Annotated in this window: 7 protein-coding genes and 1 pseudogene; 2 read left to right on the top strand and 6 right to left on the bottom strand. The window is 61.9% G+C overall.

The window, feature by feature from the left end:
- The first annotated feature begins 241 nt into the window (after positions 1–241).
- Positions 242–1,799: pseudogene (locus tag K5Y35_RS11010) on the top strand (methyl-accepting chemotaxis protein).
- Positions 1,800–1,859: 60 nt separating this feature from the next.
- On the opposite strand, the gene K5Y35_RS11005 reads toward K5Y35_RS11010, so the two are convergent.
- Both K5Y35_RS11005 and K5Y35_RS11000 read right to left on the bottom strand, forming a co-directional pair.
- Positions 1,860–2,672 (bottom strand): YfaP family protein, encoded by an 813-nt coding sequence (locus K5Y35_RS11005; protein WP_222834219.1) that lies wholly within the window; start codon positions 2,670–2,672, stop codon positions 1,860–1,862.
- 3 nt (positions 2,673–2,675) lie between these two features.
- Positions 2,676–4,097, bottom strand: coding sequence for a DUF2300 domain-containing protein (locus K5Y35_RS11000; RefSeq protein WP_410055925.1), 1,422 nt, complete (start codon positions 4,095–4,097; stop codon positions 2,676–2,678).
- Between K5Y35_RS11000 and K5Y35_RS28160 the strand changes: the two genes are divergently transcribed.
- Positions 3,999–4,304, top strand: coding sequence for a hypothetical protein (locus K5Y35_RS28160; RefSeq protein WP_410055924.1), 306 nt, complete (start codon positions 3,999–4,001; stop codon positions 4,302–4,304). The genes K5Y35_RS11000 and K5Y35_RS28160 overlap by 99 nt on opposite strands.
- Here the strand turns inward: K5Y35_RS28160 and K5Y35_RS10995 are convergent.
- The 4 genes from K5Y35_RS10995 to K5Y35_RS10980 are packed head-to-tail and all read right to left on the bottom strand — an operon-like array spanning position 4,297 to position 12,045.
- Positions 4,297–8,871, bottom strand: coding sequence for an alpha-2-macroglobulin family protein (locus K5Y35_RS10995; RefSeq protein ID WP_222834217.1), 4,575 nt, complete (start codon positions 8,869–8,871; stop codon positions 4,297–4,299). The two genes, K5Y35_RS28160 and K5Y35_RS10995, sit on opposite strands and share 8 nt — an antisense overlap.
- Positions 8,868–9,518, bottom strand: a complete 651-nt coding sequence (locus K5Y35_RS10990; RefSeq protein ID WP_128615239.1) for a DUF1175 domain-containing protein — start codon at positions 9,516–9,518, stop codon at positions 8,868–8,870. Before K5Y35_RS10990 ends, K5Y35_RS10995 begins: the two co-directional genes overlap by 4 nt.
- Positions 9,503–11,215, bottom strand: coding sequence for a DUF2138 domain-containing protein (locus K5Y35_RS10985; protein ID WP_222834216.1), 1,713 nt, complete (start codon positions 11,213–11,215; stop codon positions 9,503–9,505). The genes K5Y35_RS10990 and K5Y35_RS10985 overlap by 16 nt, the downstream gene beginning before the upstream one ends.
- Before the next feature lie 38 nt (positions 11,216–11,253).
- On the bottom strand, positions 11,254–12,045 hold the full coding sequence (locus K5Y35_RS10980; RefSeq protein ID WP_064589424.1) for a YfaP family protein: 792 nt from the start codon (positions 12,043–12,045) through the stop codon (positions 11,254–11,256).
- Positions 12,046–12,151 lie beyond the last annotated feature (106 nt).

The raw sequence follows: 12,151 nt of genomic DNA, 5'->3' as shown, positions 1-12,151 counted from the left end.
ATCTGCATTTGATGCCTTTGGCCAACCGCCAAAGAGCGCTCACAACTCAGGCGGGCTTTAAGCTGTAACCTTTCAGTTACCCGGCATCATATAGCAGCGACGCCGAATACTTTTCTGAGCAACAGACTGAAAATTACTCGCCCCCCCCAATTAATAGCAGCCGCAAGGTTAAAGATTAACGACTCATGGTCGACATCAGAGCACCAAGATCAATCTAAACCCATTACTACCTGGAGTCCTTATGTTCGGCTGGATCAGCGATATCCGTGTCAGCGCTAAACTTAGTCTGGGGTTTGGAGTGGTATTAGGACTTACTTTGTTAATCGCAGCCTCTGGCTGGTATGCGGTTAACGCACTGACCGAGCGCGGTATCAAGATTGAGAAGATTGCTCAAGTCAGTAATTACACGAAAGACTTGCGAATCATTCGTTTACGCATAGGTAGCAATCCTCAACCGGATGCCTATCAACCCTTGCAGCAAACGCTGGATAGCCTGTTGGCCCACCTGACCAGTGTCAAAGGAGAATTCATCATTGCGGTAGATCAAGAGCTGATTCAGCAACAGATCAGTGCAGCGACGGAATATGGACAACTGCTGCATGAACTGCTCAGGCCCAAAATTGATCAGGCACCCATGTTCAAACGAATGGCGCAGTTGGGCGATCAGTTGCTCGACACCACGCAAAAACTCATTGATTCGCAAAACGCCAAGCGCGCTACCGATGCCGAATCCGCCAAAACCCTGCTGAGCCTTGTAGCCGCCCTGGCTTTGCTGCTCGGCACACTGGCGGCATGGGTTATTACTCGACAGATCGTCACCCCGCTACGAGGCACACTTGAGGCGGTCAATCGTATTGCCGAAGGTGATTTAAGCCAGCAGGTTCAGGTTGATCGGCGTGATGAGTTGGGCCTGTTGCAATCGGGTCTACACCGGATGACGCTGAACCTGCACGAACTGATCGATGGTATTCGCAGCGGTGTCATCCAGGTAGCAAGCGCTGCCGAACAGCTATCGGCCATTACCGAGCAAACGAATACAGGTGTGAACAATCAGAAAGTCGAGACTGATCACGTTGCCACTGCAATGAACGAAATGACCGCCACTGTGCAAAACGTTGCACGCAATGCCGAAGAAGCGTCGGCTGCCGCAACTGTCGCAGATCAGCAAGCCTGCGAGGGGGAGCAGATCGTCGGTGACGCCATCGCTCAGATCAAGCGTCTGGCGGAGGAACTCAACCGCTCGGCAGAGGCTGTACGCCACCTACAGGAACAAAGCGACAAAATTGGCGGTGTGCTGGATGTGATCAAGGCCGTAGCCCAGCAAACCAACTTGCTGGCGCTGAATGCCGCCATTGAAGCGGCTCGCGCAGGAGAGGCGGGTCGCGGTTTTGCAGTGGTTGCCGATGAGGTGCGTAATCTGGCCTTGCGCACCCAGCGCTCCACTGAAGAAATTGAAAGCCTGGTCGCCGGTGTGCAAAGCGGCACTCATGCCGTCGCGTCAGGCATGGACAGCATGCCTGCTCCTGAGCGAAAGCAGCGTGGACTTTACCCATCGCGCCGTCCACGCCTTGGAAAACATCACCGCCAAGGTATCCATTATCCAGTCCATGAATCAGCAGATCGCCACCGCAGCGGATCAGCAAAGTGCCGTAGCCGAGGAAATCAATCGCAGCGTGATCAACGTTCGCGACATTTCAGATCAGACGGCAAGTACCTGTGAAGAAACCGCGTCGTCGAGTATTGAACTGGCGCGGCTGGGGCATGAACTGGAAGGTCTGGTTGGTCGTTTCAAAGTGTGAACCCGAGGCAGGCGCTGCCCGCCCCTGGCGGCGCCTGGCCTCACACCGTCAAGAGTAAATTCACGGATAACTGAACGACTTCACCAACGTCAACTCCCCCACCGCCCGCATCGGCACCACAAACGTCTCCATCTTCTCGCTCGGCGTGCCTTCCTCGGTAATCACCGTCACCTGCGCCGTGGTCAACGCCTGCGCCGCCTCTTCTCCACCCTCATCATCCCCGCGATAGCCACCGCCGAAATAATTCACATACACCAGATACTGGCCCTTGATCGGCGCCGGCATGGCGAAGATTTCCGGGCCGTAGCCGGTGGTGACGTCGACGTCGAGCGCGGCGCCGTTGGCGGCGCTGCGGTCGCCGTACCAGATGTGCGCGCCATCCGGGGTGACGAGGTGCAGGTCGAGGTCGGTGCCGTCGCTGTCCCACGCCAGCAGTACGCGCAGTTTCGCCGGGGTGGCGCCGCCGCTGGTGTTGAGGAACTGGGTGCGCTGGCGTTGCTGGCCGTCGGGGCTGCGCACTTCGACGCTGTTGCTGCCGTTGGGGAAGGAAAACGGGCGGTCGAAGCGGCCGCTGTCGCCGATTTTCAGCGGCATGCTGACGCCGTTGACGATCAGGCGACCGGGTTCGTTGTTCTTCGGCGTGGCCTTGATCTGGCCGCTGATGCGGGCGGTGTTGGCCTGGCCGAGCGGGGTGTTGACCGACGAGGCCGGGTAGTTGACGGTTTGACGGAAGCTTTCGCCCTCGCCTTCGGGGGCGCCACTGCGCCAGCCACCGATCGGGGTGTCGAGTTTGACGCCGTCGGCAGCCATCACCGGTGATAACGCGGTCAACGTGCAGAGCAACAGCAAGACCTGTGGATAACGGAGTGTCATGGTCTATTCCAGCAAGAGGTGACGGGCGAGCCCTTCGATGTAGGTTTCATCCTGGCCATTGGGATGTGCTTCAAAGGCCAGGTGCAGGTATTCGTGCGTCAGGTCGAGGCGATCCTGCAACGTCAGCACGCCGCGCACGTAAATGCGCTGGCGCTCGCGATCGACAAACGGGCGGCCAAACGCCAGTTTGCACACCGCGAAGGTGCTGACTTCGTTGTAGCCGGTTTCGCTTTCCAGCGTCGGACGCCAGCCGCGACGCTGCTTTTGCAGCCAGTCTTGCGCGGCGGGCAGTGCTTCACAGGAAGCGACCGGGTTGTCCCACCGGCTGAGGCTGGCGCGTGGATAGGCGTGCAGCAAAATGGCGTCGTAGCGCTGACCGGCGTTGGCTTGTTCGACGGCTTGTTGCCAGGCGAGCTTGTCCGGGCCGGGTTGATCGGAGTGATAGGTGACGGTGCTGCCGGCCAGTACCAGATCCGCCGTCCACGCCGCGATGTTGCGTGACTCGGCCGAAGCTGGGCGCGGGGCGACGCGCTGGCGATTACTGCTGTCGTCGATGCTCAGGCAATCGCCGTTGCGCGTGGCGTTTTGCAGCAGATAGGTACGGATCGCCACGGCCAGCGCCTTGGCCGCTTCTGCAGGTTCCGGTTTGGCTTCGCGCTCAAGGACGCGGGCGACGTATTCTTCGCGATCGAGCCGGGCGACCAGTTTGTCGTTGAGCAGAAACAGTTCACCGGCGCTGTGGATATCCAGCGCATTGCCATTGGCGAATTCGACGCGGTAGTCGCCTTGCAACGGGCCGGACGTCACCACCCGCTCGCCCGCCAGGACCCGCGCCAGCGGATAACGCGAGAACAGACCGACTTCGACACAACGCCCGGCCTCCGCCGGCCATGCCGCTGGCAACACCGTCGACAATGCCTGACCGTACTGCCGCAGAACCATCTGACTGGTGCCGCGCCCGCCAGCCCAGACCGGCGCACCGTCCGCCGTCCAACCGGCGAAACCACCCTGGCGCGACTGCGGGTCCTGATCGCCGAGCCAGCTCCAGGTCTTCACCCGCAAGCGCCCGCCCAGCTCACCGACGACATTGCCGTCCGCCGCGTTCAGTACCACGTCGAGTAATACGCGGCGCATCTGATCCTGCGCCGGCAGCACCGCCAACACCTTCAGCAACTCAGCCACGGAAACCCGCGTAGCCGGTTGCACCGACGGTAAGTCGAGCAACCACGACGGCGCCTGCCGCGCCTGCCAATACGTGCGCCAATCGGCAGAAGCGATGCCCAGCCGCGCCGGCTCAAAGTACATCCCGCAGGATTTCACCAACGCCTGATCACGTTCGATCTTGCCGCCCGCCGAGCAGCAATAAACCTCTTCCTTCGACTGCCCGCGACATTCATATGCGGGCTCGCGCGCACCGGTATCCACCAGCCACGCATAGACGAACAATTTCCACAGACTGCCCAGCGGCGTATCCAGCGTCGCCGGCAAGGGATCGCGGGCGATCAGTTGCGTGTGATTCAACGACAACAACTCGCCCTTGTACGCCAGCCGCAGCGGTTCCTCCTGCGCCGTCGCCAGCGCAGGTATCACACACATCAGCAGCCACAGCAGCGGCCGGTTCATGTCAGTTGACCGTGACCTGACCGAGGGCGGCTTTCGCTTCCTGGGCCTGATGCTGCGGCGCGTAGACCTGAGTGAAACGCACCGGCGGCAGGTTGAACTGGCCCTTCTGCGAGAAACGCACCAGATGGCGCAAACGCAACTCGCCGCTCAGCGCATCGACCGGCACCGCGTAGGCCAGTTGCCCCGGCTCGAAGCGCGCCTTCTCCAGCGCGGTCGGCTCGGTGCCGTCCTTGCCCTGCAACTTGATGCCCCACGTCGTGCGCTCGACATCGGCGCCGGGTGGCAGCGGCACTTCAAGCATGCCGTAGCGCAGCGGTTTCGGCGCCTTGCTGGTGAGGATCACTTCGTCCAGGTACAGGCTGTCGCTGGACAGCGGTTTGCTGCCGACCGGCTCCAGCTTGAAGGTGAACGCTTCGTCGCCCGGCACCAGTCGCGACAGGCGCCGGGTGATGGTCACGGCCATTGGATCGACGGCCGGTTGCCGGGTCTGGAAACTCAGCGCCGCGCGCAGCGGACGCTCTTGCGTACCGGACACCGTCAACACGCTCGGCACCGGTGTCACACCCTGCCACGTCCAGAACATCTCACCGGTTGCGCCGTAGTTTTTCTTCCAGCCTTCACCCGGCATCAGTGCGATGGTCGGCGAGGCCTGGGTGATGCTGCGTTGCAACCAGCTCAGCGCCAGGGCGCGTTCGAGGGTCGATTGTTGTGGTAGCAGACGTTGCAGCAACGCCGTCGCCCGCGCCTGATCGAACGGCTGCAGCGACAGGTTCAGCGCTTCGGCAAACGGCTGCGAACTGACCGCCAGACGCTGTTGCGCCGCGCCGACCTGACGATTGAACGCCTCCGGCAGCGTCACTTTCGCCTGGGTCGCCAGCGACGCGGTCAACACCCGCGCCGCCGCCAGACCGAGCGCCGAGTCCGGATCGCTCATCACCAGGCTGTCTTCGCCATCGCCCATCAGGGTTTCGGCGTTGCCCTCACCGGCCTTGGCCAGATCCTCCATCAGACCGCTGAGCAAGGTGTTCACCGGCAAATGCATCTGCTTGGCAAACGACAGAATCAGCGCCCGTTGCAGCAACGGCGTGTTCGGCGCTTGCTTGGCGTACACCTCCAGCACGCGCTGCCAGTGTTCCGGCGGCAGGGTCAGCTCCAGCACCTGACTGGCGTTCCAGTCGGCGTAGTAGGCATAGGCAGTAAGGAACGCATCCGGCTCGCCGTCATAACCCCACCAGGTGAAGCTCGCGGACGGCCCGGCCATTTGTACCAGACGCAGACGACTGTTCTGCATGATCAGACGCAGGCGATCACGGATCTGCGGGCTCGACGCCAGCGATGGATACGCGATGCTCAGCGGCAGCAAACGACTGGCAGTCTGCTCGACGCCGCCGTACGGATAGCTCAGCAGATCATCGAGGGCCGAACGGAACAGCGCTTGCGGACTGTCATCCAGACGCAGGCGAATATCGGTGGCGTCCGCCGGCAGGCTCAGCGCAGTGTCGCCACTGGCGACATCAAGGCTCTGCGTCTGCGTCACTTGCCAGCCGTCACCGCTCGCAATCAGGCGCACGGCCAAAGCGTCAGCGGTTTTGCCGTCCTGCACCAGCTCCGCCGTCCACTCACCGGAGGCCAGGGCGAACGCCGGCAGCGGCAGGTAGTTGATGCCGTTGTTCAGAGTTACCGGCAGGCGTTGTTCGGCGCCGGCGTAATGGGTGACCAGCTCAGCCTTGACCGGTTTCTCGGCCTGACTGAAGGCGAACACGCCGAGTTGCGGCTGATCGCCCTTGCGGAATGTGCTCGGCCCGCTCCACTTCAGGTACAGCGGTTTTTCCGAACGGACGAACTGCTTCTTCTGCCCGACCTGACCGTCATCGGCAATGGCCCGCGCGGTGATGCGCCAGCGAGTCAGTGAGTCCGGCATCTTGAAGGTGAAACGGGTTTTGCCGTCAGCACCGGTCAACAACTCTGGCTGCCAGGCGGCGGTGTCGACGTCTTCACGACGCGGACGCTCCAGCACTTTCACTCCGCGTTCACTGCGGTTGGCCTTGCCCGGTGCGCCAGGGCTGCCCGGCAACGCGACGTCGTAACTGATGAACGACAGGCTGGCGCTGGTGCGCACGTTGTTGCGACGCGGGTGATAGAAGAACTGGTCAATGGTCGGTGCGACTTCCGGTTGCAGCGCATAGACCATTTCATCGACCACGCTGACGGTCAGGTGCGCCGGCACCGCTTTGCCGGCGAACTGGGTGGTCAGGTCAACCGTGACGGTTTCGCCCGGCAGGTACACCGCTTTGTCGGTGCTGATTGCCACGTCGATTTGCGGCGCGACCACCTTGATCCCGGCGTTCTGGAAGCTGTACTGACCGCCCTTGGTGTACAGCACCGAGAAGGTCAGGTTCGGCGCGAAGTTGTCCTTCACCGGAATGCGTGCGCGGTATTGGGTGTCACTGAGTTTTTCCAGTTGCAGCCAGTCGCCGCCCTTGGCCAGCAGCGCGGTGGCTTCGACCTTGTCGCGCTCCAGCGACAGCAGGGCATCGCTGACCGGCTCCGGGAAGGTGATCAGCGCCAGCGCTTCATCGCCGGCCTTGTACTCAGGCTTGTCGAGGACGATTTCCACAGTGCCCGGCACCGCTTTGACGCCCTCACCCGTGACCGAATGGCCGGTGGCGCCGAGGACGCGACCGTGCTGATCTTTCAGCGTCAGGTTGTAAGTGCCCGGACGTTCGAAGGTGATGCTGAAACCCTTGTCAGTCGCTGCGAGTTTGCCTTCACCGGTGCTCTGGTCTTCCAGACGCACCCAGCCGTAACTGCTCGGGGTCACTGCTTTGCTCTGCTCGCTGCCGCCCTCGTTGGCGTAGCTGAACGCGACTTTGTCGTTAACCGCGCTGAAACGTTGCGGCGCGTTCAAACGGAAGCTCGCGGCGCCACGATCAATGAGGATTTCCTTGGTGGTCTTGACCCGATACGCCGCACCATCGCTGGCGAATACGGTCAGCATGTAGCGGCTCGGTTTGTCGGCGGCCGGCAAGTCGAGGGTCGCATTGCCCTTGCTGTCGGTGGTCAGTTCAGTGCTGGTCAGTTCCACCGGGAATTGCCCGAGGTATTGCAGCTCGTTGTCGACCATCGACAATTGCTGGGCACGCAGGCTCAGGGTCAGTTTGGCGTTGGCCACCGGTTTGCCGTCCGGGTAGAGCAGCACCAGGCTGCCTTTGACCGGCTCGCCGGTGCGGTAATCCTGTTTGTCCAGGTTCAGCGAAATCTCGAAGTGCGGCTTGATGTACTCGGCGACACGGAAAGCACTGCTGTAAGCCTGATCCTTATAGTTGAAACGGATCTCGTAACCACCGGCCACGGCGTTGTCCGGCAGTTGGAAACGGCCCTGAGTGCCGGCCTTGGAATCGAGTTTCAGGTCGAGGTGCTGCAGCTCGGTGCCAGTAGCGTCGAGCACGCTGACGGTGACATCCGCCGCGCCAGGCAACACCGAATCCCGCGCATTCTTGAACTCGCGACCAACGATTTTCAGCGACACCCAGTCTCCCGGGCGATACAGCGGCCGGTCGGTGAAGGCATAGAGTTTGGTGTCGTAGATTTCGCTGTCGTAATAGAAGTTCTCGGAGACGAACACCCCGCCCTCTTCGTCTTCGCCGATGACGAACGAACGCTCGGGGCTGACGTGTTTCAGGCGCAGCAAACCATCGGCATCGGTGGCGCCGCTGCTCATCACACCGAGGCCGTCGGTCCACAGCACGTTGACCTTCGGCACCGAACTGCCTTCGTGTTTACGCGCGGCCCAGACCAGCAATTCATCACCGGCAATCTTGCTCACCGCCACGGTGTTGGAGACGAAGACCATGGTGGTCGCGCGGTACTTGCCGATCAGCGCTTCAACCAGATACAGGCCCGGCTTCAACTGGCCCAACGGGATGTAGACGTTACCCGGTGCGACGCTGACGAAGTCGCTGGAAGAACCGGCCAGATTGACCCCGGCCGGCGGCTGGATCGGTTTGGCCTGCCACAGCGGATAGCGGAACTGGCTGACCACCGGCAAACCCGGAATCAAGGCGAATTGCGGCTGCGCGTCGTACGGCGTCGGCGCGACCATGGCGTTGCCCATCTTCAGTTCCGGCACTTCCTCGGTGACTTGCTTGCGCGACTCGTAGGAGAACGCGCGCTGCATCACCCGACGGGATTTGCGGTACCAGTTGTCCCACAGGTACGCGAGGGTGTTAGACAGGCCTTCGCCCTTGAACTGGCCGTCGCTGACCACACGGTGCAGGTTCTTCTGGCGCTTGAGGAAATCCAGCGGCTTGTCGATGCGGTACACGCGGATGTCGGCACCGCCATAGGGTTCCATGCGAAAGCGACGGTAGTCGCGGCCCGGTGCTTCGAGGCGCACCATCGCCTGTTCGTCCGCCGCGAAACTGCTGTCGGCGAGCAGGAAGAAGCTTTCACCGGAGACCGGCGTGTAGCCGCTCGGCTCCACCGAATCTTCAGCGTTGACAGTCGCCAGTGGCAGCAACAGCGCCAGCAGCAGAGGAATTCGAGCGCAGAGTCGCAACATGCGGGCACCGGTCATTGGGAGAGAAAGTTCAGTCGATAGACGCCGATGAAGTTGGGGTTGGCTGCGTCGGGTATCCATCGGGTGTCCTTCCATGTCATGAGTTGCTGCAGGCTTGCCGAACGCATGCCGTTGTCAGTGGGGGTGGTCGTGCCGGTGTGATAGGCGATGTAGCGGCCCATCCAGATCATCAGGTGCTGGTCGTCGCCCTGATCGAAAAACATCAGGTCGCCGGGGCGCGCCTGAGACACGTCGCGGCTGACCAGATGGCTGTTGAACTGAATCAGTTTGATCGCGTTGACGTACGGCCCGACCTTGCCGCCGCCCTGCTGCCATTGCTGGGCGAGCTTGCGCTGCTCATCGCTCAGCGACAGCTCCGGCGGCAGATAGCGATTGGACAGGCCGTTGCTGCGCAGCCACTTGTCGTCATGGACTTTCAGCGCTTCGTTGGCGGCGAAACGCACCAGCCCGGCGCAGTCCTGCTGATACCAGCGCGGGCTCGGGCCCTGACTCAGTTGCTCCTGAGCGATGCGCACGAACCAGGCGCGGAACACCTGGGATTGCGCCGGATCGAGCGCCGGTGCTTCGATGGCACGAGCGCCCGCACTGAACAACAGCGCGAGCAGGCCGAGGCTGCGGATCAATGCCGTCACAGCGCTTTCCATTCCAGCGGCAGCCATTGCCAGTGGCCGTCAGGCTCGCTGCCTTGCGGCAGGGTCAGCGCGTATTTGCCGTAGCCGCCGAGGGTGCGCAGTTTCGGGATCAGGTAGGTTTGCGCGGCGTTGTAGAACACCGGCTCCATGTCCTGCGGCAGGCTGTCGAGGGTTTCCTGTTGCATCAGTTGCGCCATCGCGTCCGGGCCGAAGTAGATCGGCATCAGCACGTCTTTGGGCAGCACGTCGGCCATCGGCGGGAAGCGCTTGTCGAGGGTGCCGAGGGCCTTGTCGACCAGTTTGTCGTCGAGGGAAAACAGCAGCGTCGAACCATGACGGGCGAGGCTGACTTTCATGAAGGCGCGGCCGCTGATCGCGTCCGGGTTTTCGGCAGTTTTTGCCGCGTAAGGGCCGAAGTTCGAGCTGACCTGACGCTGCCAGACGTGGTTCTGGCCTTCCTGCTTCTCGACCACCGGGAACACGCTTTCTGCAACGTTGGGTTCGAAAGCACCGACCATCGAGCCGAACAACTTGCCGAGATCGCCATCGAGCTTGCTGCTGTCTTCGTCCTTCAGGCTCGCCACCAGCAAAGGTGTGTACAGCCGCGAATCGGCGTACCAGCACAGGCCCGCCGCGCCGGCCACGTGCTCGGTAAGGGTCTGCGCCACGGCCTCTTCGGCGCCCAGTTTCACCAGTAATGGTTTCTGCGGTTCGGCGGCCACCGGCAGGGTCACGCAGGCACTGGCACCGAGCGGCATGGCTTGCCACACCGGTTTGAAATCGAAGTCCGGCTGGTTATCCAGCTCATCCATGGCGAGGTAGCTGTGCCAGCCCTTGTCGTCCATGTCGAAACGCAGGCCGGCGAAGTTCGGAATAAAGCGCTGATAGCCCATGGCAAGGACGCTGGCGTTGACCGACAGACGCTGTTTGGTTTCCGGGGTTTTCGCCGGCAGACCGAACGCTTCAGGGAACAGTTTTTCGCCATTGAGCAGCGCCGCCAGCGCTTGTGGCGAGACGTGGCCCGACTCTTCAGACGCACCGCTTTGCGGGTCGTAGTACTTGGCCGGGTTGGACACCACCACCAGTTTGTCGCCGTGGGAAGCGAACAGCAGGGCTTTGCTGGCGTTGTAGGTCAGTTGGTACAGCGGCACCGTATCGCCACCGACCTTGAGTTCGCCCATCTGACTGAGCTGCGTGTCATCCAGCGCAACTTTCGCCAGCGGCTCCAGCAGTTTTGCCAGCCCGCCACGATCCATTACCAGCAGGAAATCCTTGAGCCGGCCATCAGCACCACGCCACAGCGCCACATCGGCCGGTTGATCGAAAAGCTGTTCGATCAGGCTGTCCTGCAGTTTCAGATCATGCTCGTAGATGATCCGGCGCAGACTGCCGATCAGGCCGAGGCGGTCAGCGTGAGTTTCGTAATAGAAGACGAAATCCTCGGTGAGCGTGGCCTTGAGGAACGGCACCGTCAGCAGGTCCTTGGGCAACTGGCTCAGGGAGCGGGTTTCCAGCAGCGCATCGGGGCGGCTCAGGCCGAGTTTGTCGCTGGCCAGTGCAGCGGGCGGCAACTTGGGTTTGTGCAGCAGCCAGCCGAGCCCACCGGCCACGCCGGCCACCAGGGCCAGGCCGATCAGCAGCGCCGGCCAGCGCCGGGAAGGTTGGCCGGCAGGTGTCGGGACGGCCGGAGAAGCAGCGTTATCACTCATGTTCACAAAACCCGAAGTTCATCCGTGGTGCGGGATGCTTAATAGTTGAAAGTCTTGACCAGCAGCAGATCACCGATCGCCCGCAGGGGCACGATGAATGTTTCGCGTTTTTCGTCGACCGTGTTTTCGTTGAGCACCAGCGTGATCTGCGAGGTGATGACCTCGTTCTGATTGCTCGCCTCCTCGAAGTTATAGCCGCCGTCGCCGAAGTTGCCCCAATAGTTGACGTAAACCAGATAAGTGCCATGCAGCGGCGCGGTCATGGTGAACATTTCCGGGCCGGGGCCATCGACGCCGTCCGGATCGAGCCCGCCGCCGTTGGTCAGCGCCGTGTGGGCGAAGAACGCATGCTGGCCGTCCGGCGTGATGATGTGCAGATCGAGTTCGGCCTTGGGATCGTCCCAGCCCAGTACCACGCGGATCTTCGCCGGGGTGCGCAGGTTGTTCGCTTCATAGAACTGCACACGCTTGAGCGACTGGCCCTCGGCGCTGCGCACTTCGACACTGTTGGAGCCGGCGCCGAACGCATACGGCCGGGCGAAACGCCCATCATCGTCGGTGTACAGATTCAATGGATTGCCGTTCACCGCCAGCGTGTGCGGCCCGCGCTGATTGCCGATGGCCTTGAGCTGGCCCTGAATCATCGTGCGATTGCGCTGAATGCCACGGTCGATCGGCGGCGTGGGGTAAGCGACTTGCGGGTTTTCACTGCGATCGAGCAGGCCGTGGTAACGCCAGCCACCGGACGGTTCCGACAGTTCAGCACTCGGCGCCGCGAGCAGCGCAGGCGCGCAGGCCAGGCCAATCAGCAGCCAAAGAAATGAACGCATGTAATGCCTCCTGCCATGCCTGAACGAAACCTTGCACCCGATCCTCGGTACTTCACAGCGGTGGAAACTGCGTTTCGTCTGAAAGACCCGTGACTGCCGGGTCGTA

Source organism: Pseudomonas sp. SC3(2021) (assembly GCF_019856535.1).
Classification (GTDB): Bacteria; Pseudomonadota; Gammaproteobacteria; order Pseudomonadales; family Pseudomonadaceae; genus Aquipseudomonas; species Aquipseudomonas monsensis.
The sequence above is the reverse complement of the archived record's forward strand: the minus strand, read 5'-3'. Positions and strand labels throughout refer to the sequence as shown.

Bases quoted from the DNA above. Each gene is read 5' to 3' on its own strand.
- K5Y35_RS11005 (WP_222834219.1), bottom strand. From the start codon at position 2,672: ATGACACTCCGTTATCCACAGGTCTTGCTGTTGCTCTGCACGTTGACC.
- K5Y35_RS10995 (WP_222834217.1), bottom strand. From the start codon at position 8,871: ATGACCGGTGCCCGCATGTTGCGACTCTGCGCTCGAATTCCTCTGCTG.
- K5Y35_RS10990 (WP_128615239.1), bottom strand. From the start codon at position 9,518: ATGGAAAGCGCTGTGACGGCATTGATCCGCAGCCTCGGCCTGCTCGCG.
- K5Y35_RS10985 (WP_222834216.1), bottom strand. From the start codon at position 11,215: ATGAGTGATAACGCTGCTTCTCCGGCCGTCCCGACACCTGCCGGCCAA.
- K5Y35_RS10980 (WP_064589424.1), bottom strand. From the start codon at position 12,045: ATGCGTTCATTTCTTTGGCTGCTGATTGGCCTGGCCTGCGCGCCTGCG.